Source organism: Hymenobacter ginkgonis, assembly GCF_009755225.1.
Taxonomy (GTDB): domain Bacteria; phylum Bacteroidota; class Bacteroidia; order Cytophagales; family Hymenobacteraceae; genus Hymenobacter; species Hymenobacter ginkgonis.
The window spans coordinates 1,000,435-1,025,151 of sequence record NZ_WQKZ01000002.1 but is presented as its reverse complement, the minus strand read 5'-3'; the positions used below and the strand labels follow the sequence as shown (position 1 = coordinate 1,025,151).

General features: G+C 54.7%; 24 protein-coding genes. 12 read left to right on the top strand and 12 right to left on the bottom strand.

From position 1 onward, the window contains the following. Positions 1-66: 66 nt before the first annotated feature. On the bottom strand, positions 67-2,631 hold the full coding sequence (locus GO988_RS10050; protein WP_157564809.1) for a M1 family metallopeptidase: 2,565 nt from the start codon (positions 2,629-2,631) through the stop codon (positions 67-69). 98 nt (positions 2,632-2,729) lie between these two features. Here GO988_RS10050 and GO988_RS10045 point away from each other — a divergent pair, with 98 nt between their 5' ends. The 3 genes from GO988_RS10045 (at position 2,730) to frr (ending at position 4,741) form a co-directional block, all read left to right on the top strand. Then, positions 2,730-3,233: an acetyl-CoA carboxylase biotin carboxyl carrier protein subunit gene (locus tag GO988_RS10045; protein WP_157564807.1), complete on the top strand. Its 504-nt coding sequence runs from the start codon at positions 2,730-2,732 to the stop codon at positions 3,231-3,233. A 32-nt stretch (positions 3,234-3,265) separates the two neighbouring features. Continuing rightward, the gene (pyrH, locus tag GO988_RS10040) at positions 3,266-4,072 is read left to right on the top strand and encodes a UMP kinase (protein ID WP_157564805.1); all 807 of its coding nucleotides are present in this window, start codon (positions 3,266-3,268) and stop codon (positions 4,070-4,072) included. Between the two features lie 105 nt (positions 4,073-4,177). Continuing rightward, positions 4,178-4,741 (top strand): ribosome recycling factor, encoded by a 564-nt coding sequence (frr, locus tag GO988_RS10035; RefSeq protein ID WP_157564802.1) that lies wholly within the window; start codon positions 4,178-4,180, stop codon positions 4,739-4,741. Positions 4,742-4,827: 86 nt separating this feature from the next. Here the strand turns inward: frr and nadD are convergent, their stop codons facing one another. From nadD to GO988_RS10005, 6 genes are all read right to left on the bottom strand, one after another. Then, positions 4,828-5,457, bottom strand: a complete 630-nt coding sequence (nadD, locus tag GO988_RS10030; RefSeq protein ID WP_157564800.1) for a nicotinate (nicotinamide) nucleotide adenylyltransferase — start codon at positions 5,455-5,457, stop codon at positions 4,828-4,830. Beyond that, positions 5,454-6,038: a guanylate kinase gene (gmk, locus tag GO988_RS10025; RefSeq protein ID WP_157564798.1), complete on the bottom strand. Its 585-nt coding sequence runs from the start codon at positions 6,036-6,038 to the stop codon at positions 5,454-5,456. Before gmk ends, nadD begins: the two co-directional genes overlap by 4 nt. 12 nt (positions 6,039-6,050) lie before the next feature. Next, positions 6,051-6,347: a hypothetical protein gene (locus GO988_RS10020; RefSeq protein ID WP_157564796.1), complete on the bottom strand. Its 297-nt coding sequence runs from the start codon at positions 6,345-6,347 to the stop codon at positions 6,051-6,053. A 43-nt stretch (positions 6,348-6,390) separates the two neighbouring features. Then, the gene (locus GO988_RS10015; RefSeq protein ID WP_157564794.1) at positions 6,391-7,041 is read right to left on the bottom strand and encodes a sigma-70 family RNA polymerase sigma factor; all 651 of its coding nucleotides are present in this window, start codon (positions 7,039-7,041) and stop codon (positions 6,391-6,393) included. Between the two features lie 184 nt (positions 7,042-7,225). Next, positions 7,226-8,275, bottom strand: coding sequence for a glycosyltransferase family 9 protein (locus GO988_RS10010; RefSeq protein WP_157564791.1), 1,050 nt, complete (start codon positions 8,273-8,275; stop codon positions 7,226-7,228). Then, positions 8,272-9,042 carry a glycosyltransferase family 2 protein gene (locus tag GO988_RS10005; protein WP_157564788.1) on the bottom strand — a complete coding sequence of 257 codons (771 nt, stop codon included), beginning with the start codon at positions 9,040-9,042 and terminating at the stop codon, positions 8,272-8,274. The genes GO988_RS10010 and GO988_RS10005 overlap by 4 nt, the downstream gene beginning before the upstream one ends. Before the next feature lie 131 nt (positions 9,043-9,173). Between GO988_RS10005 and GO988_RS10000 the strand changes: the two genes are divergently transcribed. Together GO988_RS10000 and GO988_RS09995 are read left to right on the top strand one after the other, a co-directional pair. Next, positions 9,174-10,043 (top strand): SDR family oxidoreductase, encoded by an 870-nt coding sequence (locus GO988_RS10000; RefSeq protein WP_157564785.1) that lies wholly within the window; start codon positions 9,174-9,176, stop codon positions 10,041-10,043. 73 nt (positions 10,044-10,116) lie between these two features. Further along, entirely contained in the window at positions 10,117-11,178 is a 1,062-nt protein-coding gene (locus GO988_RS09995) for an LLM class flavin-dependent oxidoreductase (protein WP_157564782.1), read from the top strand. 128 nt (positions 11,179-11,306) lie between these two features. Here GO988_RS09995 and ahcY read toward each other — a convergent pair whose 3' ends face one another. Then, entirely contained in the window at positions 11,307-12,626 is a 1,320-nt protein-coding gene (ahcY, locus tag GO988_RS09990; protein WP_157564780.1) for an adenosylhomocysteinase, read from the bottom strand. Between the two features lie 84 nt (positions 12,627-12,710). Here ahcY and GO988_RS09985 point away from each other — a divergent pair, with 84 nt between their 5' ends. The 3 genes from GO988_RS09985 (at position 12,711) to metK (ending at position 16,021) form a co-directional block, all read left to right on the top strand. Next, positions 12,711-13,340: a hypothetical protein gene (locus GO988_RS09985; protein ID WP_157564778.1), complete on the top strand. Its 630-nt coding sequence runs from the start codon at positions 12,711-12,713 to the stop codon at positions 13,338-13,340. A 47-nt stretch (positions 13,341-13,387) separates the two neighbouring features. Then, positions 13,388-14,584, top strand: coding sequence for a class I SAM-dependent methyltransferase (locus tag GO988_RS09980; RefSeq protein ID WP_157564776.1), 1,197 nt, complete (start codon positions 13,388-13,390; stop codon positions 14,582-14,584). Between the two features lie 174 nt (positions 14,585-14,758). Beyond that, positions 14,759-16,021 carry a methionine adenosyltransferase gene (gene metK, locus GO988_RS09975; RefSeq protein ID WP_157564774.1) on the top strand — a complete coding sequence of 421 codons (1,263 nt, stop codon included), beginning with the start codon at positions 14,759-14,761 and terminating at the stop codon, positions 16,019-16,021. A gap of 115 nt (positions 16,022-16,136) precedes the next feature. Here the strand turns inward: metK and hpf are convergent, their stop codons facing one another. From hpf to GO988_RS09955, 4 genes are all read right to left on the bottom strand, one after another. Then, positions 16,137-16,436 (bottom strand): ribosome hibernation-promoting factor, HPF/YfiA family, encoded by a 300-nt coding sequence (gene hpf, locus GO988_RS09970; protein ID WP_157564772.1) that lies wholly within the window; start codon positions 16,434-16,436, stop codon positions 16,137-16,139. Positions 16,437-16,468: 32 nt separating this feature from the next. After that, the gene (locus GO988_RS09965) at positions 16,469-17,353 is read right to left on the bottom strand and encodes a tyrosine-type recombinase/integrase (RefSeq protein WP_157564770.1); all 885 of its coding nucleotides are present in this window, start codon (positions 17,351-17,353) and stop codon (positions 16,469-16,471) included. 155 nt (positions 17,354-17,508) lie between these two features. Continuing rightward, positions 17,509-17,703, bottom strand: coding sequence for a 30S ribosomal protein S21 (gene rpsU / locus GO988_RS09960; protein WP_144846743.1), 195 nt, complete (start codon positions 17,701-17,703; stop codon positions 17,509-17,511). Positions 17,704-17,858: 155 nt separating this feature from the next. Next, positions 17,859-19,007, bottom strand: a complete 1,149-nt coding sequence (locus GO988_RS09955) for an acyl-CoA dehydrogenase family protein (RefSeq protein WP_157564767.1) — start codon at positions 19,005-19,007, stop codon at positions 17,859-17,861. A 232-nt stretch (positions 19,008-19,239) separates the two neighbouring features. Between GO988_RS09955 and GO988_RS09950 the strand changes: the two genes are divergently transcribed. The 4 genes from GO988_RS09950 (at position 19,240) to GO988_RS09935 (ending at position 24,626) form a co-directional block, all read left to right on the top strand. Continuing rightward, positions 19,240-20,184 carry a polysaccharide biosynthesis/export family protein gene (locus tag GO988_RS09950; protein ID WP_157564765.1) on the top strand — a complete coding sequence of 315 codons (945 nt, stop codon included), beginning with the start codon at positions 19,240-19,242 and terminating at the stop codon, positions 20,182-20,184. A gap of 80 nt (positions 20,185-20,264) precedes the next feature. After that, positions 20,265-22,784 carry a GumC family protein gene (locus GO988_RS09945; RefSeq protein WP_157564763.1) on the top strand — a complete coding sequence of 840 codons (2,520 nt, stop codon included), beginning with the start codon at positions 20,265-20,267 and terminating at the stop codon, positions 22,782-22,784. A gap of 98 nt (positions 22,785-22,882) precedes the next feature. Continuing rightward, complete coding sequence (locus tag GO988_RS09940) at positions 22,883-23,569, top strand: tyrosine-protein phosphatase (protein WP_232341454.1); 687 nt, start codon at positions 22,883-22,885, stop codon at positions 23,567-23,569. A 37-nt stretch (positions 23,570-23,606) separates the two neighbouring features. Then, positions 23,607-24,626 carry an NAD-dependent epimerase/dehydratase family protein gene (locus tag GO988_RS09935; protein ID WP_157564758.1) on the top strand — a complete coding sequence of 340 codons (1,020 nt, stop codon included), beginning with the start codon at positions 23,607-23,609 and terminating at the stop codon, positions 24,624-24,626. Positions 24,627-24,717 lie beyond the last annotated feature (91 nt).

The following is a 24,717-nucleotide window of genomic DNA, read 5'->3' as shown; positions in this document are numbered from 1 at the left end:
CGTCGAATTTCTTGCTATGCAGGAGATGTGTGCTAAAGAATCCTATTATGCCTATTTGCAATTGATTTACATCAAGTTATAAAAGGCTTTTAAGCGCTCATCCGTTTCCTTACTTTTTATATCAAGCAGCATGGTTTTCAATTCCGGCTGGCTAGGTACTAAGGCTAATAGTCCACGATAAGCACCTAAGCGCACCACGTACTGCGTGTGGGTGCGCGCTATTGTTTCAAGTGCTTTCACACCTTTGTCGCGCTCAATGACTGGCATTTGCACCATAAAAGTCCCAAATGCTTGCAGATAAGTATATAAGTCAGCCTCAGTAAGGTCGGGTAGGCGGCGCAAGAACCACGCATACTGCTCCATACTACCCCGTTGCGAATAATAGTTTGCAATAGCTACGAGCAAGGTCGAATTAGGCGTGTTTTCTAACTGAGCTATTTGAGTTCGGGCACTGGTGCTGGGCGCCTTAGCTAAGGCATCGATGGCTGCTGCTTCGACTAGGTAAGAACTGTCGCGCAAGGCAGATTGGTAAGTCGTTATGTAGCTCTCATTGGGAAATGCTGCCAGCGTAATTAGCGCTTGGGCTCGTACAGCGCTGCTAGGGTCGCTGCTCGCTAAGCGCTGAACCTCGGCGTGCACAGCATTGGCATTGGGACCACGATAGCCTCGCAAGTGGTCAAGGGCAGTGCGCCGAATAGCGTAAAAATTATCTGTTAAGGCATTGCGGAGTAAACTACTCACCGCAAAATCAGCCGTTTTGTTCTGCAGCAAGTCTAATACCTCGTATTTCTGGAGATAATTACGGGCATGGTAGAACTGAAAGATTAACTCGTCCTGCGTACGCTCTTCCTCAAGTTGAGCTAGGAGTTGTCCCTCGCTGTCGAATTTTACCATCGTTGGCTTATCGGCAGCCAGAAAGGAAAAAGTTTGGTCAGCCTTGGTAATGGTAATGCGGTGGTCGGTTGATTTTTCCTTTTGCCAAACCGTGACAGTAACAGGTAGGCGAAACACTGGCTGAAACAACGTATCCTGCACTTGCTGTACATGCAGCAATACTTGCCCATTAACATAAGAGTGCGATATTTTTAATTCGGGGTGGCCGCGCTGGAGGAACCATTGGTCAAAAAACCACATGAGGTCTTCACCCGTTGTTTGCTCGAAAGCGGTGCGCAACTTACTGATTTCAACTGCTGAATACTTGTTTTTGGTCAGGTAATAATTAAGCGCGGTAAAAAACGCGTCGTCGCCCACATATTTGCGCAACATGTGCAAAACCCTACCCCCCTTCTGATACGAATGGCGGTCGAACATATCCTCCCGGTTTTGATAATGGTAGCGGATAAGAGGTTCGCGCTTCGACTCGGCTTCCTCGAGGTAATAGCCCAACTCTTGCTGCTGCACTAGCGCGGCTGCATCGGCGCCATACTTATACTCAGCCCATAAGAACTGTGAATAATCGGCAAAACTCTCGTTGAGTGGCAAGTTGCTCCACGACTCGCAAGTGACATAATCGCCGAACCAATGGTGAAAAAGCTCGTGGGCGATAACCGACTCGGATGTCTCGTAATTGTTATCCAGCAGCTCGCGGCGGGTAGCTTGGATGCTTGCCCCGTGCACAGTTGCCGTAGTATTTTCCATAGCGCCGCTCACGTAATCGCGCACCGCAATCTGGGAATACTTTTCCCAGGGAAATTCTACCCCTAATTTTTTGGAGTAGAAGTCTAGCATCTCGGGGGTGCGGCCAAACACAGCCTTAGCGGTGCTCTTATACTTCGGCTCCACGTAATAATCTACCGCTTTACCATGCCAAGTATCAGATACGACGGCAAAGTCGCCGACGGCCATCATGGTTAGATATGGTGCGGCGGGCAGACTTTGGCGCCACGTATCGGTGCGGCTGCCATCGGTGTTCTTCCGGGAAGCTACCAGCAGGCCGTTGGAAAGCGTCTTGAACTGGTCCTCCACCGTCATGGTAATCTCCTGGGTCATCCGCTGGTTGGGATGGTCGATTGTTGGAAACCAGCATGAGCTACTTTCCGTCTCGCCCTGCGTCCAAATTTGGCGAGGTTTATTCGGCTCCTTCCCAAGGGGATTAATAAAGTACAAGCCTTTGGCCGCCGTAATGGCCTCGCTGCCCCCAGCAGGCAACTCATTAGGCTTGGCCACATAAGTGATACGCACTTGGTAGGATTGCTCGCGGGGGTAGGGCCGGTCGAGGTTAATGGCCAGTTGGCGCCCATCGTATTTGTATGTAAGCGTTTTGTCGGCCTTACCCCCCCCTACCAGCTGCACCGATTTAACGGTGAAGCCTTTGGCATCGAGCACCGCTGTAGCTTGCGGATAGAAATGCGCGTGGAGCGTAAGTACCGCCGTACCCAGCAAATATTGATGCTGGTAGTCGAAGCGTACATCGAGCTTAGTATCCGTTACATCAGTTAGTTGGGTGACGCTGGGCTGGTAGGGAGCCGCCGGAGGCAGCCACGAAGGCACCACAATACCGGCCGGCGCGGCTGCCGGTTCGTCAACCGGCTTTTTGTGCGCAGTTTTCTCGCGGCCACCAGTAGACTGACCGAATGCCGTGATGCCAGCGAGGAAAACTAAAATAAAACTACCGGAAATCGAATATTTCATGCGAGAGGCAGACCCAAGGAAAGGTCAGCAAGTTCCGAACGAAATTAAGATTCATCTTACCTTTAACCCCATTTCGGTCAGGTAACGCCGGCTTCTCTATGCTCAATATCAGCGCTGGCCCAGCTCACAACTGGGAGGTGGATTTCAGAAACACTTCTACTATCAGTATTAATAATCAGCCCTTTGCATGGGATATCGTGCAAATTGGGGAAGGCCGCTACCACGTACTGCACAACGAGCAGTCGTACACGGCCGAACTGGTGGATGCTGACTATACTACGAAGGTTTTCGTCTTAAAAATCAATGGCCAACGCATTGAGCTGCAGGCTAAAGACCGGTTCGACCAACTGCTTGAACGCATGGGACTAAGCAACGCAACGGCTACTAAAATTAACGAGTTGAAAGCGCCCATGCCGGGTCTTATCGTAGATATTCGGGTGCAGCCCGGCCAAACCGTGCAAAAAGGCGACCCCCTGTTAGTGTTGGAGGCTATGAAGATGGAAAATATCTTGAAAGCCCCCACTGATGGCATCATTGACAGCATTAAAGTGGTACTGCGCGCTAACGTAACCAAAGGGCAGGTGCTGGTTCAATTTACATAATTCTCTCCTACCGGATTTTAGCTTTTTCAACTTTGACTTACCACCGAATCCTTCTCAAGCTCAGCGGCGAGGCGCTGATGGGCCAGCAACAATACGGCATTGATGCCGACCGGCTGATGCAGTATGCCAGCGAAATTAAGGCAGTCGCCACGCAGGGCATTCAGGTAGCTGTGGTAATTGGCGGCGGCAATATTTTCCGCGGGGTGCAGGCCGAGCATTTTGGCCTTGACCGCGTGCAGGGCGATTATATGGGCATGCTGGCGACGGTCATTAACTCGATGGCTCTGCAAAGCGCCCTCGAAAAGATGGATGTGCCCACGCGCTTGCTTTCGGGCCTTACCATCCAGCGGGTGTGCGAGCCCTACATCCGGCGGCGCGCTATGCGCCATCTCGAAAAAGGGAGGGTAGTAATTTTTGGCGCTGGTATTGGGTCGCCTTATTTCACCACCGATTCGGCCGCGTCTCTGCGGGCCATCGAGATAGAAGCCGATGTAGTGCTGAAAGGCACCCGTGTTGACGGTATTTATTCGGCCGACCCCGAGAAAGACCCCACTGCGGTGCGCTACCCCCGCATCTCGTTTGATGAGGTGATGGAAAAAAACCTGAACGTGATGGATATGACGGCCTTTACGCTGTGTAAGGAGAACAACCTGCCCATCATCGTATTCGACATGAATACCCCTGGCAATCTAGAGCGTCTAATTGCTGGCGAAAACTTAGGTACGCTCGTGACAATGAGTGGCAATGAAGTGAGCGACGCCGCTAAAGCCGCTACCCTCCTCGACCCCAAGCACAGTAGCCTGCAACCACTCGTAGGCAATCAGCCTGAGCAAGCCTAACGTATTGTTTATTGCATAGCCGCGTTAGCAGTTATTGTTTTCTCTTGCTAAACTTTGCTGGCGAAAAGTCTACTGCTGATAACGACTACTTGACACTCTTTTAAAATGGACGAAGAAATTCAATTTTACCTCGGCGACGCTGAGGAATCGATGAGTAAGGCCATTGCCCACGTGGGCGTAGAAATGGGCCGCATTCGAGCAGGCAAGGCATCACCGGCGATGCTTGATGGCTTGCGCGTGGATTACTACGGTAACCCTACCCCCGTGTCGCAGATTGCCAATATCTCGGCACCCGACCCTCGCTCGCTGCTCATCAAGCCTTGGGAAAAAAATATGGTGAGCGAGGTAGCTAAGGCCATTAAAAACAGTGACCTGGGCCTGAACCCCATCGCTGATGCCGATGGCGTGCGGCTTAATATTCCGCCCATGACGGAGGAACGCCGCCGCGACCTAGTGAAACAAGCCAAAAACGAGGCCGAAGCCGGGAAAGTCCGGGTACGCGGCATTCGCAAGGATGTAAACGAGGCGCTGCGCAAATTGCAAAAAGATGGCGCGCCTGAAGATGCCATCAAAGATGCCGAGGCCAAAGTACAGAAATACACCGATGCGCATATCAACGAGGTAGATAAATTGTTCACCAAGAAGGAATCGGAGATAATGACTATTTGAGGTCGCGAAATCACCTTCTCACGTAAAAGGCCGGTTCTGCTAAGCAGAGCCGGCCTTTTGCGTGAGAAGTGTTTATATTTCGTCGCTTAGCGGTAATAATCCTGCGCAGCTATCTCGTCCTCTACCGCACTGGGCACCAAGTAGCGAATACTTTTCCTATCCCGAACACTTTGGCGAATGTAGGTACCGGATATGTCAAGCATAGGGGCTGAAACCAGACGAGCCCGCGGAAAATCGGTTAATTTAGGCACAAACGCACCGGGGCGGGGGTAGGCATAGAGGTCAAACTCCTGAATCAGGCGGTCTGCGGCCCGCCAGCGAGGTATTCCTGCCAAGTTATCGGCTCCCATTAGTAGTACGAAGCTATGACGGGGGTAGCGCTTACCTAACGCATCGAGGGTGGCAATGGTATAGCTAGGGCGGGTTAGGCTCAACTCAATATCCTCGGCTCGCAACAAAGGGTTTTCTGCAATTGCCAGCTTTAACAGCGCTAAACGCGCAGTATCCGGCAACAAGTCGTCATCAACCTTGAAGGGGCTTTGAGGCGATAGCACCAGCCAAACAGCATCTAAATCGGTGCGGGTGGCAAAATACTCGGCTAGAATGAGGTGGCCATGGTGCACGGGGTTGAACGAACCAAATAGCAAACCGATGCGCTGGGCAGGTTTGATGGAACTATCAGCTTCCTCCGCAACCGATGTCACGTCAGCACTCATACCGCTTCGGACTCAGCACTGATAAAGTCGCGCACTAATTGCTCGGCGTGGGCTACCGCTTCTTCCAAGTTATCGTTGACAACAGTTACGTCGAACTTATCCTCAAAAGCCAACTCAAAAGTGGCTTTGTAAACCCGTGAAGAAATACTAGAGGTTGAATCTGTGGCCCGCGCTTCTAAGCGCTGGGCCAACGCTTCGATGGAGGGCGGGCGCACAAAGATGGCCAAAGCGCGGTCCTTGTAGAACTCTTTGATGCTAAGCCCGCCTTTCACATCCACATCGAGGATAGCGTGCTGGCCATTGGCCCAGATGCGCTCAATCTCCGATTTGAGCGTGCCGTAAAACGCGCCTTCGTACACTTCTTCCCACTCCACAAACTCGTCGTGACGAATTTTTTCCTGGAATTCGTCTACTGACATGAAGTGGTAGTCTTTGCCATTTACCTCGGCGCGACCGCGGCGGTCGCGGGTACAAGCCGAGATGGAAAAACTAAGCTCGGGGAGTAAACCCATGAGCCGGTGGACGATAGTCGTTTTGCCGGCCCCCGAAGGGGCGGAGAACACAATGATTTTGCCCTGCATAGGGCTACAAAGCTAGGCCATTTCGGCTTGCAAGCGCGCCATAATGGTCTGCGGCAAGGCGGAAGGTGCCGGGCGGCGGCCTACTTTCTGGTTCAGAAAGCCTACAAAAACCTGCTGCTTCTTGATGTCGTCGAAGCACGGCGAGCAATCATCAGCATGGTCGATGAGGTAATCTTCTTCTTCTTCTGTGAGCCTCCGGCCCTCCAAAAGTTGGTCAAGTACAATGTTCACGCGGTCGCAGTCGGCGCCGTTGTCGGGAGTAGCGGCAAGGGGAGCCAACAGATTGGTTTTAGTAGCGGTAGCTTCCATGGATTGGGAAGGGGTTAGGGGGGTGAAAAAAATGGGCGAAGCGTTACTCATCGTCTTCGTCCTTATCGGCGGCATCAACGGCCGAATTTAGGTCATCGTTCCCGTAGCCCATAGAAGAGGCATACTTTTCTAGCTTATCCTTGAGGAAATTCCGGGCTCGGTGCAGGCGCGAGCGCACCGTACCGATAGGAATATCGAGCACTTTGGCCATCTCCTCGTAGGTGAAACCCTCGAGGTCACACAAAATGATAACTGTCCGAAAATCAACGGGTAGCGAATTTAATGCACTGGCTACTTCGTCCCCAATCAGGTCGCGGGTCGACTGTTGGCGCAGGTCGGAAGAGGAGGCGCCAGTATCGGCATCACCTTCTACTTCATCTGGATTATAATATCCTTCAACTTCGCTGTAATCAACTTTAGCTGGCTGCTTGCTTTTCTTTCGAAAATCGTTGATGAACGAGTTTTTCAGGATGCGGAAAAGCCAAGCTTTAGCGTTGGTACCGGGCTCGAAATACTCAAAAAAGCGGTAAGCTTTGAGGTAGGTTTCCTGCACCAGGTCGTTGGCGTCGTCTTCGTCGAGCGTGAGGCGGTAGGCGAAGTTGTAGAGCGGGTCGAGCACCGGCATCAGTTCGGCCTGAAAACGCCGGTCTTTTTCCTCTTTGCTCAGCTTCACCCGTTCGGGAGAGTCACTCATAGTTGGTAATTAAGGCAAGTAATAGAGCTGATGCACGGCAGAAAGTGAGCAAGCAACAGGACAAAAGTATGACCGAACAGTAAGGGTTTAGCTAGCCGCCTCAATATACAGCGAGCGAGCGGACGCCACCTACTCAGCGGCACGAAAAAGTAGTGAGCCGCGGTAGGTACGGATTTGGCACAAGCTAGTTTGCCTCTAAGGGAAGCCACCGCTCAATTTGGGCCGCTACGGTGGCAACTTCGATAGCTTTAATACACGTGCAAGCTGCCGGATTCGCCCGGCAATCTTGGCAATCGGGGCGGTCAAAAACCAAGAATTCGGCGTGCGGCCCCAGCGGCCCCCAGCGGCCCGGATGCATGGGCCGGATGGGCGGATACAGCCCCAGCGCGTGGCGGCCCAGTGCAGCAGCCAGGTGCAGCGGCCCAGTGCTACCCGCCACTAGCCCATCAGCGGCAGCAATGAAGGCAATAAACTCGGGCAAAGCCAGCTGGCCCGTGAGGTCGGCGGCGAGATACGCGGCGTGCTCGCGCAGCCAGTCGGCTAGCTCGGCGCCTTCGGCAGCTGTGCCGCTGATAAATACACGGTGCCCCGCTGCATGAAGCACGCGCGCCAACTGGCCAAAGTGAAGAAGACCCCACTCGCGGGCGCTACCCCGGCTGCGTGGGTGCAGGATAACGTTGAGCTGGCCTGGTTGCCGCTGCGCTAGTAGCTGCTGAAAACGAGGGGGTAGGGAAGCTACTGGCGCTAGGCGAACTAGCTCGGCCACGGCGGGTAGGGTAAGCGCGCCAGCATAGCCAAGCGGCCGCAACAGCAGCAAGTTTAGTTGGGCCTCGTGCAGAGGCGAATGGCGGCGGCTCAGGGCCACCAGCCGGTTGCAGGTGAGCCAGTGAAAAAGACGATTGCGCGTGCCAATGCGCACCGGAATTTGGGCCTGCTGCGCCAGCCGAGCCAGCGCCTTATTAGGAAAAACGTGCACGATGGCGGCGGCCGCATAGCTCCGCAGCTGGCTTAGCTGCGCAGCGGGGGGTAGGGCCAGCAGGTCGTCGAGGCTCAAAAAATCATCTATCCACGGACAGGCAGCGGCCACAGCGGCGGTATAGCTGCGGCCGATGAAGACAACTCGGCAGCTTGGAAACAACTGCTTGAGTTGCCCGCCCACGGGGAGCGTGAGCACAACATCGCCGATGGCATCGGTGCGCGAAACGAGGAATGTTTGCGGCGTTTCAGGGCTCATGCGGGGGCGTTTTGGGTGCCAGTTTTCAGCTTAGCAAATTTCAGGAAAACGCCCGCTGCCGAAATAGCGGCGATGCTCAGGCCCGCAAAGCCATCCAGAAAGCCGAGCCGAAATACATAGCCGTGCACAAACTTCCAGAGCGGCTTGAGCAGCAGATGAAACAGCGTTACCCGCGTTTTGCCCTTCAGCGCCAACTCTTGCGCCGTAATGCTGGTGAATTTGTTGAGCTGCCGTACATGCTGCGCAATAGACGTGTAGGAGTAGTGCAGCGCATCGCCGGCGAGTTGCCCCGTGGTATGGCCCGCGTGCACCTCGTAGTGCTCGTGCAGCAGCAGGCCTTGCCAGCGCCCCAGACGGCGGTCGTAGAGGCGCAGCTTACGGTCGGGGTACCAGCCGCCGTGGCGCACCCAGGTACCGCAGTAGTTGGTGAGGCGCGCCAGCGAGTAAGCGGCGTGCTGCCAATTGCTTTTCACTGCCCAGATGCTCTGGCGCAGCTCATCGGTGAGTACTTCGTCGGCATCGAGCTGCAATACGTGGTCAAACTTGGCTTGGTCGGTGGCCACGTTTTTTTGCTCGACGTAGCCAGCAAACGCGTGCTGCACCACGCGGGCACCGTGCTGCCGGCAGATTTCCACCGTACGGTCAGTTGAAAAAGAATCGATTACCAGCACCTCCTCCCCTACCCCCCCCAACGCCTGCAAGCAACGGGCAATAGTGGCTTCTTCATTGAAGGTGATGATGACGACGGAGAGTGGCACGGTGGGCATTGGGGCAAATATCTAGGGTTTTGGGGTACTGCGGCTATTAACCGGCACCCCTACCCCCACAAAACATTCGCAGGGCAACTCCGTCCTGTGGAGCGGAGTAAAGCTTCTTACTCTCCTTTAATTCGTTAAAAATGCCAGCTTTATCAGACAAAATAATTCTCGTCACGGGCGCTACCTCCGGCATTGGGGAGGTAACTGCGCGCGAATTGGCCCGCCAGGGTGCCCACGTTATTTTGCTAGCGCGCAGCCGCGAAAAAGCCGCTAAGACCCAGCAAGACATTATTGCGGCTACTGGCAACCAGCAGGTAGACGTGGTGCTGGCCGACTTGTCGGTGCTTCAGCAGGTGCGCGATGTGGCAGCCGATATTCACACGAAATATCCGCGCCTTGATGTACTAGTGAACAACGCAGGCTTGATGTTTGGCGCCGAGCGCGAAGTTTCGGCCGACGGCAACGAAATGACATTGGCCACCAACCACTTGGGGCCGTTTTTGCTCACCAGCCTGCTACTCGATTTACTACAGAAAAGTCCGGCGGCCCGCATCGTCAACGTGGCGTCGATGGCCTACCGCTTCTCTAAACCCACGCTCGACGATTGGCAGTCGGAGCGCTACTACAACCCGATGTGGGAGTACGGCAACACAAAGCTGTTCAACATCATGTTCACACAAGAGTTGGCGCAGCGGCTGCGGGCACACGGCATTACCAACGTCACGACCAATTCACTGCATCCGGGGGCCGTGGCTACCGGCTACGGCAAGCAATCGGGCGGCTGGCTATCGGCGGTGCTGGCGTTGGGTCGGCCTTTCATGCTATCGCCCGAGAAGGGCGCCGAAACAAGTATTTTCCTGGCCTCCGACCCCAGCGTGGCCACTATTAGTGGCGGCTATTACAGTAAAAAGAAACCTGAGCCAGTGAATAGCCGCTTCAATACGCCCGAGCACAACCGCAGACTATGGGAAATGAGCGAGCAGCAAACGGGCACCAAGTTTCTAAGCTAAGCCGCTGAGCTAGGGCAAACTTTCGACCTAGCTAACGCTTTATTCGTTGTTTATTCTCAGCTTAGCTTGACTTATGGAATTAGGAATCAGCACTTTTGGTGAAGTAGCACCTGCCCACGTAGCGGGCAGCGACCACGCAGCCGCCCAGCGTATGCAGGAGCTGCTAGCCGAGGCCCACCTAGCCGATACCGTGGGTCTAGATGTATTTGCCGTGGGCGAACACCACCGGCCCGACTTCATCATCTCGGCGCCCGAAGTGATTTTGGGGGCGGTAGCGGCCACCACCAAGCGTATTCGCCTGTCAAGTGCCGTCACGGTTCTTAGTTCGGCTGACCCAGTGCGCACATTCCAGAATTTCGCAACTGTCGACCTGATTTCGGGGGGTAGGGCGGAGATTATAGCGGGCCGGGGCTCCTTCATTGAGTCGTTTCCGCTCTTCGGCTACAACTTGCAGGACTACGATACGCTCTTCGTAGAAAAGCTGGAGCTGCTGCTCAAAATCAACGGTAGTGAAGTTGTTTCGTGGCAAGGCAAGCACCGTGCGGCCATTCAAAAGCTGGGCGTGTATCCGCGGCCGGCGCAGGGGCGCTTGCCCATTTGGATAGGGGTAGGCGGCACACCGGCGTCGGTGGTGCGTGCCGGAAAGCTCGGGCTGCCGCTCACCATTGCCATTTTGGGGGGCGAGCCGGCTCGCTACGTGCCATTCGCCGAGCTATACCGCGAGTCGGCGCAACAGGCGGGGCACAATGCGGCCAGCCTGCCACTGGCCCTTAACTGCCACTTTCACCTAGCCGAAACGTCTCAGCAAGCTTCCGACGAGTATTTCCCAGCCTATTCGGCCTTGATGAACCGCATTGGCCGCGAGCGGGGCTGGCCGCCCATGTCGCGGGCACAGTTCGAACTGCTACGCGGGCCCGAAGGGCCATTGTTTGTTGGCAGTGTGCAGGAAGTCACGGACAAGCTTCTGTACCTCGACCGCCTGTTTGGCAACACCCGCTTTCTGGCCCAGCTTATTCTGGAAGGCATTCCACACCAGCGGGTGATGCGCTCTATCGAGCTGTTTGGCACCCAAGTGGCGCCCGCCGTACGGACGGCACTTATCCAGACCGCAGGTTTAGCGAATTCGTCTAGTTAACCGGATTTACAAACGATTGCTAGCTAGCCGGCACAAAAAAGACCGCTCCTAAGAGCGGCCTTTTTACGTCCGAAGGATAACGTCCACAAAATCCGTGGAATCCGCTAAAACCTTCGCTAATCCGTCATCTAGTAGCGATACAGGTCCGACTTGAAGGGGCCTTCAACGGGCACCTTGATGTAGTCGGCTTGCTTCGGCGTCAGCTCGTCTAACTCTACTCCAATTTTGGCGAGGTGCAGGCGAGCTACTTTCTCGTCGAGGTGCTTAGGCAAAGTGTACACTTGGTTTTCGTACTTGTCAGCCGACTGCCACAGCTCCAATTGAGCCAGAGTTTGGTTGGTGAATGAGTTCGACATCACAAACGATGGGTGGCCAGTAGCGCAACCCAGGTTCACCAAGCGGCCTTCGGCCAAGATGATAACCTCTTTGCCATCAATGTTGTAGATGTCTACCTGGGGCTTCACCGTGTCTTTGGTGTGGCCGTAGTTCTTGTTCAGCCAAGCCATGTCGATTTCATCGTCGAAGTGGCCGATGTTGCAGACAATTGCCTTGTCTTTAAGGGCACGGAAATGCTCCTCACGGATGATATCGCAGTTGCCAGTAGTCGTGATAACGATGTCGGCGCGCGGAATGGCGTTTTCCATCTTCTTCACTTCGTAGCTATCCATAGCCGCTTGCAGGGCGCAAATCGGGTCGATTTCCGTCACGATAACGCGGGCGCCGGCGCCGCGCAGCGAGGCTGCGGTGCCTTTTCCTACGTCGCCGTAGCCAGCTACTACCGCTACTTTACCAGCCATCATCACGTCGGTAGCCCGGCGAATGGCGTCTACTGCCGACTCTTTGCAGCCGTACTTGTTGTCAAACTTCGACTTCGTTACCGAGTCGTTCACGTTGAACGCGGGGAAGGGCAGCGAACCGTTCTTTACGCGCTCGATGAGGCGCAGCACGCCCGTCGTGGTTTCTTCCGAAACACCTTTGATACCAGTAGCCAATTCCGGAAACTGGTTGAGCACCATATTGGTAAGGTCACCACCGTCATCGAGAATCATGTTCAACGGTTGGCGCTCTTCCCCAAAAAACAGCGTTTGCTCAATGCACCAGTTAAACTCCTCCTCCGTCATGCCTTTCCAAGCATACACGGCGGTGCCAGCGGCGGCAATAGCCGCAGCAGCGTGGTCCTGAGTCGAGAAGATATTGCACGACGACCACGTTACCTCGGCGCCCAGCGCCTGCAGGGTTTCGATGAGAACGGCAGTTTGGATGGTCATATGCAGGCAGCCGGCGATGCGGGCCCCTTTGAAGGGCTGGCTCGGGCCAAACTCAGCACGCAGCGACATCAGGCCGGGCATTTCGGCTTCGGCCAGGCGAATTTCTTTGCGGCCCCACTCGGCCAGGCTCATGTCTTTTACTTTGTAGGGAGCGTATGTCGTGGGCTTCGTTTCCACCATGATAACGGGTAAATTAGGGGTAGGGCTTTCTAACCACAAAGATAGGGTTTTGTTGCCAGAGTATGCGTTCTATCTTTGCGCGTTATGAACCTAAGCAGCCTTTCCTGGAAACGCACAACTCGTTGGCTTACAATTGTACTGGCGATAATTACCGGCATTAACCTTACGACATTGCCGGGGCGTGCCCAGCAGGCGCCTACCCCCGCCACCATCCGCCTCTCGCCCGACGACCTAGAGCGCGGCCAATATGGCAACCAACAGAATTTCTTTTTCCTACCCCCCGGCAAAACGGGCGAGGACTATCAGAGCGCCGGTTTCTTTGGCCAAAAGCTGCGGCCCTACTTGAGCAGCAGCTCCCAAGCGGTGCAGGAACTCGACCACTACCGCCGCCAGAAAACACTGTTTTTAGTAGATAAAGCTTTACTCGTGGGCTCAGTGGCGCTATATGGCTCGCAGGTTTTTGCACACGGCGACCCAGTTTATTTCAATAGTACCCAGCAGGTTGCAGCCGGGGTAGCGGTGGTTAGCTTACTGGCTACGCTCTTTATCAACCACCACACCAACGAGTACCTGAAGCAGGCCGTTGACAATTACAACAATGACCTGCCAGGCCAACGGCGCGGTATGCTGTGGCACCAGCTGCGGCCCTCCGGCTTGGGCGTAGCCCCTACCCCCCACGGGCAGCCAGTGCTAGCCCTGCGCTGGCAGCTCTAGGCGGCGGTTTGCACTACTAGGCTATTTTTTCCGTTAGTAAGGGCACAATGGAGTTTCCTTTACCTGAGGCGGCCCGGCGCTACGTGGCTGCCCACCTGCACGACGACCCGGCGCACTTGGCTTTGCAAGCCCGCCGCCACCCCAATTTGCCAGTGCCCGAGCTGGTCCGCCAGATTCAGGCGCGCCAGAAAGCCCGCGTGAAGCTGCCCACTTGGGCCGACAACCAAGACCTGATTTTTCCGCCCGCGCTATCGGTCGAGCAGGCTTCGTCTGAGCGCACTGCCACCTACAAGGCAGCACTTGTGGCGGGTGCCGACCGGCTGGCCGACCTCACGGGTGGCTTTGGGGCCGATGCAGCGCACTTCGCGGCGGTAGTTGGGCACGTCGATTACGTAGAGCGCGATGCGCGCCTAGCCCAAGTGGTTGCCTATAATCTGGCTCAGCTTCAGATTGAAAACGTAACTGTGCATGCCGCAGATGCCGCCGCGTTTCTGAAGAACAGCGGCCAAACGTTTGACTGGCTTTTCCTCGACCCAGCGCGGCGCGACCAGCGCGGCGGCAAAATATTTCGGCTAGCCGACTGCGAGCCCGATGTGCCGCGGCTCCTACCCCTGCTGCTGCGGCATGCCCCTCGCATTTTGCTCAAAACATCGCCGATGCTTGATATCGAGCTGGCCATTCAAGAGCTTAAGCACGTGCGGCGGCTCTGGGTAATTGCCGTCGATAACGAAGTAAAAGAAGTACTGTATGAGTTGGGCGAAGAACCCGCCGTTGACCCCGAGCGCCTAGCTGTAAACCTGCGTCGCGACGGTAGCCAGCAGGAGTTTCGCCTCAACCGTGCCCGCGAGGCGCGCGCCGTGCCCCGCTACGCCGAGGCCCAGCAGTACCTCTACGAGCCCAATGCGGCCATTCTCAAGGCGGGTGCCTTCAAAAGCGTTGGCTCGGCCTTTGAGCTAATTAAGCTGCACCAACACAGCCATTTATACACTAGTGCCGAACTGCGAGCCGATTTTCCGGGCCGCATTTTTCGCATCTTGGCCACGGAAAAAGCCGATGGCCCTACCCTCAAAAACCACCTGGGGCCGGAGGGCCGAGCCCACGTCACGACTCGCAACTTTCCCGAGTCGGTGGCTGACTTTCGGCGGCGCACGGGCATCCGGGAGGGCGGCGATATTTATCTTTTCGCAACCACTGACCTACGGGGCCGTTTGGTAGTCTTGGTATGCGAAAAAGCTAGCTCCTGACGCCTGGCGCCGTAGCTGTCCCCTACCCCCTCCTTCTGCAGTGGGCTATGCCAGCCGGCTCGATTTTGTAAGATGCGCGCGATTCATTTCAATTTTGATTAGCTTTGTTGCCCGCCCGCCCGCGCCTAGTCTGGCCCGGCGGGCGGCCTTTTTTTGATTGCTTAACCCTTTGCCATGCCCTATCTGTTCACTTCCGAATCGGTTTCGGAAGGCCATCCCGATAAAGTTGCCGACCAGATTTCCGACGCTATCCTCGACGACTTTCTGCGCCAGGACCCCGCCGCCAAAGTAGCCTGCGAAACGATGGTAACCACGGGCCTCGTGGTCATTGCGGGCGAAGTAAAATCGTCAGCCTACGTCGATGTGCAAACCGTAGCCCGCGACGTTATCCGCCGCATCGGCTACACCAAAGCCGAGTATAAATTCGAAGCGGAAAGCTGCGGCATCCTGTCGGCGCTGCACGAGCAGTCGCCCGACATCAACCAGGGGGTAGTGCGCCAATCACCTGAGGAGCAAGGCGCTGGCGACCAGGGCATGATGTTTGGCTACGCCACCAACGAGACGGCTAACTACATGCCGCTCGCCCTCGACCTCTCGCACAGCCTGCTGCAAGAGTTGGCCGCCATCCGCAAGGGGGGTAAGGAAATGACTTACTTGCGCCCCGACGCCAAGAGCCAGGTTACGATTCGCTATTCCGACGACCACCGTCCGGAGGCCATCGATACGATTGTTATTAGCACCCAGCACGACGACTTCGATGCGTCGGAGGAGGTGATGTTGACCCGCATTAAGGAGGATATTATTAACATCCTTATTCCACGAGTGAAGGCCAACCTGAGTGCCGATATGCAGGCGCTGTTCACGGCCGATATCACGCATCACATCAACCCAACTGGCAAGTTTGTTATTGGTGGGCCGCACGGCGACTCGGGCCTCACCGGCCGCAAGATTATCGTCGATACCTACGGCGGTAAAGGTGCCCACGGTGGCGGCGCTTTCTCGGGCAAAGATTCGAGTAAGGTGGACCGTTCGGCTGCTTATGCCGCCCGCCACATCGCCAAAAACCTGGTGGCCGCCGGCGTAGCCGCTCAAGTACTTGTGCAAGTAGCCTACGCCATTGGTGTGGCCAAGCCCGTAGGCCTCTACGTTACTACCTACGGCACGGCCAAAGCCACTGGCGCTTCGGGCCAGCCCCTCACCGACGGCGAAGTGGCCGATAAAGTAAACGAGCTATTCGACCTACGCCCCTACGCCATTGTAGAGCGCTTCGGACTGCGCAATCCCATTTTTGGCCAAACCGCAGCGTATGGCCACATGGGCCGCCAGCCGGGCACCGTCACGGTGAAAATGAAGGATGGCGAAGAAAAAACTTTCGAAACTTTCACTTGGGAAAAGCTCGATTACGTTGACCGTATTAAAACGGCATTCGGCCTCTAAGCTGATTTCTGGTTTACTCAAAAAGCCCCGACTGCTTAGTGCAGCCGGGGCTTTTTGGTGGGCTCGGCAAAAACTAGGGGGTAAAGACGCCCACTAGTTAAGCCATTTTTATCAGCTAGTGAGTCAGATTTTTTTCTTTATACTTCGTAATCTGCCGCTTCAGCGCTTCTACGGCAGCGTCGGTGGCAGCTTCAAACGAGGGCGCATCCTCTTGGCTGAAGAGCGTACTACCCGGCACCATCAATTTAATTTCCACAGTTTTATTCGCTACCCCGTCTTTGTTGTTAAGGCGCAGAATCACTTCGCCGTCGGTTACGCGGTCGTAGAAGTGTTCGAGTTTGTTGAGTCGTTGCTGAATAAAGTCAAGCAGGGTTTTATCGGCATCGAAATGAACCGATTGCATTTGCACTTTCATGGGCAAGATGGTTGAGTGGGAAACGGGAATCCTTACGCTCTAGGATGAGCTTGTTCAAATACGGATTTTAGACGGTCGACGGACAAGTGCGTGTACACTTGGGTGGCCGCCAAGCTAGCGTGGCCCAGTAATTCTTTGATGGCATTGAGGTCGGCGCCCTTGCCCAGCAAGTGGGTAGCAAAGGCATGGCGCAACGCGTGCGGGTGCTGGTGCGCCATTGAAGTTGACACCTGACTGAGGTAACGCTTCACAGTGCGGTATACGTGCTTTTCGTAAAGTGGCTCGCCTTTGTCGGTGCGCAATATCGGGCTACCCCCCCCACTAGGCCCGAACTCGGCGAGGCGCGCGGCGCGGTATTTTTCTAGCACCAGCAGCAGCGACGGGTTGAGCGGTACAATCCGCTGCTTGTTGCCCTTGCCGGTTACGCGCACCAGGCGCGCGCCGGCGTCCACGTCATTATCAGTAATACCTAGCAATTCGGAGAGCCGAATGCCGGTGCCATATAGCGTTTCAAGCACCAGTTGGTCGCGCACGCCCGCAAAGCTGGCTTCAAACTCGAAGGAGTTGAGCAAGCGGTTCAACGATTCTTCAGGCACAAATTCCGGCAATTTTTTGGCCATCTTGGGGGCCTTAACGCGTAGCATCGGGTTGGCTTCGATGCGGTGGGTGCGCAGCAAAAACTTGTAGTAAGAGCGCAGGCAGGCCACCTTGCGGTTCACGGTGCGCGGGTCTAAGTCCTGCCCCATTAGGCTCACTACCCACCCCCGAATAAGCGGATGCGTAGCCTGGGCTGGTTCAGCCAGTTCATATTCAGCCTGTACGTAGGCGGCAAATTGGGTCAAATCAGTCTGATAAGCCGATACCGTATGCGAGCTAAAGCGCTTTTCGTAGCGCAAAAAATCTAAAAATTCCTCCATAATTCCAGTAACGAAAAAGCCCGACTGGCGGGTCGGGCACAAGGTAGCAAGCAATTGTATGGTATTGGGCAAACCCCAACGCGAAAAGCCCGCCCAATTGCTAGCTAGCAATTGGGCGGGCTTTTCAAAGCCACTAAAAACGGGTAGCCGAGAGGCTATTCGTTTTCGGTACCGTAGGTAGCAAGCTTATAAACAGCCTTCTGCTTCAGCTTACGCTTAGTGATGCTGGGCTTTTGGAAGAACGTGCGGCGACGCAATTCTTTCAAAACGCCAGTGCGCTCGAATTTCTTCTTGAAGCGCTTCAGCGCACGGTCAACGGTTTCGTTGTCTTTGATTTGAACGATAATCATATCGAGGAGTGATGAGTCTTTTCAGGGCAAACGGGCCGCAAAGATACTCATAGTTAGGAAGGATTCAAACGGATTGTTTAGATTTTGTAGTCGATTCATTTATAAGGGCCTACCCCCCACTTATGAGCCAACCTCAAAACCGTAGTTTTCGCCGCTTACTTCAGCAAAGCACGGGCAATTACTAGTTTCTGGATTTCGCTGGTGCCTTCTCCAATAGTGCACAGCTTCGCATCGCGGTAATATTTTTCGGCAGGGTAGTCTTTGGTATAGCCATAGCCGCCAAAAATCTGCACGCCTTCATTGGCCGTGCGCACGGCTACCTCGGAAGCATAGAGCTTAGCCATGGCTGATTCCAGGTTCACGTTTTGGCCGCGGTCTTTCATTTCGGCGGCGCGGTAGGTAAGCAAGCTGGCGGCTTCTATCTCGGTCACCATATCGGCCAACTTGAAAGCAATGCCTTGGAAGTTGCTAATAGGCTGGTTGAACTGGTGCCGTTCCTTTGAGTATTGCAGCGCCGCCTCATACGCGCCTTGGGCAATACCCAAGCTGAGCGCCGCAATGCTGATACGCCCACCGTCAAGCACTTTCAACGACTGCACAAAGCCATCGCCGACCTTGCCAATCACGTTTTCGACTGGTACGTGGCAGTCAGTGAAAATCATTTCGGTGGTTTCGGAAGCGCGCATGCCCATTTTGTCTTCCTTGCGCCCACCCGCAAAGCCGGGAGTCCCGCGCTCTACAATGAAGGCCGTCATACCGTGCGAATCGCCGACTTCACCCGTGCGGGCGATAACAACGGCCACGTCGCCGCTTTTACCGTGCGTAATGAAATTCTTAGCGCCATTCAGCACATAGTACTCGCCGCTGGCATCAAGTATAGCAGTGGTGCGCATATTGCCGGCATCAGAGCCCGTGTTGGGTTCAGTAAGGCCCCACGCCCCCAACCACTCACCCGAAGCCAGTCGGGGCAGATACTTGTGTTTTTGCACTTCTGAGGCGTGCTGCAAGATATGGCCCGTGCAAAGGGAGTTGTGGGCGGCCATGCTCAGGCCAATGCTGCCATCAATTTTGGCTAGCTCGGCAATTGCTGTTACGTATTCTTGGTAACCAAAACCCGAGCCGCCGTACTCCTGCGGCACCAGCACGCCCATCAGCCCAAGCTCGCCAAGCTGGTGAAAGGTATCGCGGGGAAATTCCTGGGTTTCATCCCAGCGCATCATGTGAGGCTTGATATGCTGGAGGCCAAAATCGCGCACCATTTGCGCAATCATCGCTTGGTTTTCGGTCGCTACAGTAGCTTCCATATGGGTGGGTAGGGGTAGGTGAGAAGAGTGCGAAACCAGCCCGCGGGGCTGGCTATGAAGCAGTAAAAGTACGCTATCTGAACTGGTTAAATTATAAGGTGCTGTTGAGGTTAGCTGGTCTAATTTTTGAATGCCTACTAGAAATAGGTTACTTTTGAGGCATTTTCTACTTTTCGCGGCCGCCCCCGCTAGCCCGTAGATTTTTCTTTCGCTGCCGAATTTGCCCTCTCTTTTGACTCTATCTCCTCGCTTTTCGTTCCTGCGGCTGCCGCAACTGCTGCTTTTGGCCTTGTTGGTACCGTGTTTGCTGTCGTCGTGCGCAACGGGCCGTTACTACAGGCAGCGCACGATGTTTCAGCTTACCAAAGGCGCTGATGGAGTGGTGGATACCGCCAGGCTGCGGCGGGCCGTCAATCGCACAGCTCGCAACTACTTGATTAAGCCGAACGACTACCTCAACGTGCAGGTTTACACCAACAAAGGCGAGCGCCTGATAGACCCTAACGGAGAGTTGAAATTTGGGACGCCTAGCGTAGGCAATCCAACCGGTACGACTCCACGGGCTTCTTCTTCTTCGCCGGCGAGTGGTGGCCAGCGCAACGTGGGTCAAAATGCTGGCGCATCCGCAGCTGCTACCGAGTACTTAGTGCAGGCTGATGGCACCGTGCGCCTACCCCTTCTCGACCGGGTATCGGTGCAGGGCTTAAGCTTAATTCAGGCAGACAGCGTTTTACAGCGCCGCTACAACGAATATTATAAGGAATCTTTCGTTAAGACATCTGTTAGCAATAACCGGGTTATTGTATTGGGGTCGCCGGGTGGACAAGTAGTTACGCTTACTAATGATAACATGAACCTGCTGGAAGTACTGGCACTGGCAGGGGGCGTTGATGGGGTAGGTGGCGGAGGGGGCACTACTGGCTTCACCCGCTTTGGTGGCCGGGTTAACAATATTCGCATCATTCGCGGTGATTTGAAAAACCCTCAGGTGCAATTTGTGGACCTTAGCACGATTGAAGGAATGCGCCGGGGAAATTTACAGATAGAACCTAACGACATCATTTATATCCAGCCCGTACGCAGGCCCTTCTTGGAGGCTCTGACCGACGCTACCCCTGTTATTACGCTTTTCTTTTCCGTAATAACTACCATAAGTCTTATATCACTCTATAGATAGAATAATCACCAGTAGCTGCATCAGTGTACTGGCTTGGTTCTTAACTATAAAGCTAGCCTTCGAGCTGAGCAAATCAATATATGGCATCTAATGAAAACGCCGAACTGGAAGAGCTCATTCGCCGGGCTACCAGCGGGCAGGAAGGCCCGCCTGCTGCTGGAGGGCCAATAGCTTCTGATGCTGGTGAAAGCGAGCCAGGTGAGGGCTTGGACATTCCTACCCTAGTGCTGGTAGCTAAGCGCAGCTTGCCTTGGGTATTGCTGCTGCTCATAATTGGCCTGACTGCTTCCTGGCTTTATTTACGTTATACCAAACCAATTTATAAAGCTTCTTCCATCTTGAAGATTGACGAGCGCAGCGATGTCAATACCATTGGACTAGGCGCAGCGCTGGGGGCAGCCGCCCCGGATAATAACCGCAGCATCACGCAGCTTGCTGGTGAAGTAGAGCTCATCAAATCAAACCTGACTTACACGCGGTTAAAAAAGATAATCCCGCTCAATATTTCTTACTACACCCAGGGCACGGTACTCGAAGCAGAGCTATTCGGCACCTCCCCGTTTCGGGTTGAATATACTATTAGTGACCCGGCTTACTATAATCGTAAGTTCAATGTGGAGTACGTCGATGCCACACATTATCAATTAAACGCAGTACTGGGGGAGCAAAAAATTGAAGGAACTCATGCACTGGGCCAACTGGTAAAGCTGCCGGGCATGCAGCTACGCTTGCTGGCTAATGAGGAAAGCCCGACCAACACGCCGGATGCCAAATTCCACTTTACTATCCAAGACGATAATACGATTGAAAGGTATTTAAATCTTAATCTGACTGTGGAGGTAGTGAACCCCAATGCTAATACTATTCAGATTTCATTCACGGATAATAACCGGCTGAAAGCTAAGCGCATAGTTGATGTATTAGATTCTGTATATCTAGATGCTAAGCTAGCGCGCAAACAGGAGTCAACGGATAAAGCCTTGGCTTACCTAGATGAGCAGCTTGACGAGAATGGTCTTCGCCTAGAGAAAGCGGAAGACAACCTCAAAGGCTTCGTACTCAAAAACGGCACCTACGACGCGAAAGGCGAGTTAGGCAATATCACTTCCAAGATGGAAGAATTGGCGGCCGACCGTTTAAAGCTGGAGCAGAAAGGCGCTTTATTGGCCGAAGTAGGCCGGCTAGCGACTCAGGAACGCATCACAGCTAGCGAAGACCAAACTGTAGAACAAACGCTGCCAGGCCTAGGAGACTTGGAAGACCCGGTCTTAACAGAGTTACTCAACGAATTGAATACTACGCAGCAAAACCTGCGCCGCCTCACGCGTTCGTATAACGAAACTACAGAAGCCGTGAAGCAGCAGCGCTCGGTACTGGCATATGCCCGCATTGCGCTGCAACGCCAACTGCGCCAAGACCAAAAGCTCCTCAGCAACGAGTTGGCGCTGCTCGACCAGCAGCGCAACCTCCTGAGCGACAACCTACGCTCGCTGCCGGGCAAGGAAACTGAGCTAGCCCGCCTAAAACGGCCGCTCGAGTTGTATGGTGGCACGCAGCAAATGCTGATGGAGAAGAAGGTGGAGTATAATATTAAGAACGCAGGTACTACCCCTGACTTTCAAATTTTATCTCCTGCTTCGGCCCCCGATGCGCCTATCTCTCCTATTAAGTTATTGGTGTACGCTATTGGGCTGGCAGGCGGGTTGATTACCGGGTTAGGGTTGATTGCTACCCGTTACTTTATGCACAATACCATTACGGGAGTGCAGGAGTTGGAGCGCAATACCAAGGCCTCCGTGCTGGGTGTAATCCCAACCTATGAGAAAGAAAAGCTGGAGGTATCACGGCTGGTCGTGGACAAGAACCCGAAGTCGTCGGTGTCAGAAGCTATTCGCTCTATCCGCACGAACCTCGATTTTATTAGTCCATCTACTAAGCGGCGGTTAATTTCGGTTACCTCTACCATCTCGGGCGAAGGCAAGACGTTTGTGACGGTTAACCTAGGAGGCATTATTGCCTTGTCGGGGCAGCGTGTTATCATCCTAGACTTAGACATGCGCAAACCCAAAGTGAACCTAGCCTTTGGGGCTGAAAACGTACGCGGCATTAGTACCATTCTCATCGACCGTCATTCGGTGGCCGAGTGCGTTCAGCATAGCACTATCGAATCGCTCGACTTTATTTCGGCGGGCCCTACCCCCCCTAATCCCTCGGAGCTCATCCTGAGCCCGCGCTTCGACCAAATGTTGGAGGAGTTGTACCGCAACTATGATGTTATCCTCATTGATACCCCCCCAGTTGGGCTCGTCACGGATGGCATTCTTATCATGCGCAAGGCGGATGTGCCTATCTATATTGTACGGGCCAACTACTCGCGCAAAGCCTTCCTGAAAAACCTGAATCGCCTCATGCGTAATAACCAGTTTAACCGCATGTGCACCATTCTGAATGACGCCCAGGCGCAGGGGGCGCACGGCTATGGCTACGGCTACGGGTACGGGTATGGCTATGGGTATGGTAGCTACGGCATGGGCTACTACGAAGAGCCAACTGCACCCAAAAAGACCTTCACCGAACGCCTGAAGGGGCTCTTTAGCTAAGCGAGCAACAGATGGCTGGCTTTTGGCAACGCATATTTGGGGGCTCGGCAACCGCTACTACTCTGGCAAGCAGCCCCCTGGCTATATTGGGGGCTGACATGCATTCGCATTTGCTACCAGGCCTCGACGACGGGGCCGAAACTGTGGCCCACAGCCTTGAGCTGCTACGCGAGCTGCGAGAACTTGGCTTTCGCAAGCTGATAATGACGCCCCACGTCATGGGCGACTTCTATAAGAACACACCCGACGGTATCCGGGCAGCCTTGTTAGAGCTGCAAACCGCCGCCGTTGCGGCCGGGCTTAGCGATGTAGCACTGGAGTGTGCCGCCGAGTACTACCTCGACGAATGGCTAGGCCGCAAGCTAGCCGACGGTACCGAGCTGCTGAGCTTTGGTGGCGAGCAGCGCTACTTGCTTTTTGAGACCTCTTACTTAAATGAGCCTTTCAACCTGCTTTCCACCATTTTTGAGTTGAAAGCAGCTGGGTACCAGCCTGTACTAGCGCACCCCGAGCGCTATGTGTATTTCTACGGCCGCTTTGCCGAAATTGAAAAGCTGCGTAAAGAATACGGGGTGCTGCTTCAACTCAACCTCAACTCGCTGGCGGGCTACTACTCGCCGGCGGCTCAGCGAGCCGCCGAAAAGCTAATTGATGCTGGTCTTATCGACTTTGTGGGTACGGATACGCACCACCTGCGCCACACGGCTACCTTAGGCACCAAAACAATTAGCTCAGCTTATTTTCGCAAGCTGTTGGCCCTACCCCTGCTGAATAGCAGCTTATAGCGGCCTTAGGCACTGGCTTTTCTGCCATTTACTTCTCATGATTTTTGTTACTGGCGGCACTGGCCTCATTGGCTCCTTCTTGCTACGCGAGCTGCAGGCCCGCGGCCTTGCCGTGCGGGCGCTGCACCGGGGCCCTACCCCCCCCGCGGCGCCGGGGGTAGAGTGGGTACAAGGCGACTTGCTCGATGCGACCCTACTGGCTTCGTTGCTCACGGCTGACGTGACACACGTTTTTCATTGTGCGGGCCTGGTTTCTTATGCGCCGCAGGATGAAGATGCCCTATTGCAAATAAATGTGGAGGGTACTGCCACGGTGGTAGATGCGTGCTTGGCGCGGCCCGGCATTCGGTTGGGCTACGTGTCATCGGTGGCGGCATTGGGTAGCCCTACCCCCCCTCCTGCTGCACAGGCTGTTGACGCTACCCGCATACTGGATGAAACTGCCACCTGGGACTTAGGCGCCAGCCACCCAGCCTACGCTACCAGCAAATACCTAGCGGAGTTGGAAGTGTGGCGGGGGGTAGCCGAAGGACTGTCAGCCGCCATCGTCAACCCTTCTATTGTGCTAGGGCCCGGCGATTGGCACCGCAGCAGTACCCGCCTGCTTCGCTACGCCCACGAAGAACACCGCTTTTACACCCATGGCCTGGTCAACTTTGTGGATGTACGCGATGTGGTGGCCCACTTCTTGCGCTTAGTACTAGAGTTGCCCGCCTTGCCTGCTGCCCGCTATATTTTAAGCGAAGGTGCCTATGAGTTGGGCGATTTTTTGCGGCAAGTAGCCGCGGCTTTTGGCCGCCGCCCGCCTACTATGGCAGTCCCCACTTGGGCAGCCGAGGTTATTTGGCGCTGGGAGCACGTGCGCTCCCTGCTTACGGGGGCACGGCCGCTTATTACCCGCGATACGGCCCGGGCGGGCCGCCACTCAGTAGTATACTCAGGCCAAAAGGCTACAGCTGCTACCGGGCTGGGCTTCCGTCCGCTGGCCGAAACCATCGCGTGGGCTACCCAAGCCCTCAAAACGAACCGGACGGCACAGCCATCGGTTGTATCCTAATTAAGACCTAAATGGGGCGTTTTTTTTGAATGTTAAGAATGTGGCACAGCCTATGCACTCGGTTCGGCATAGCGGCGGCTACCATCGGGTA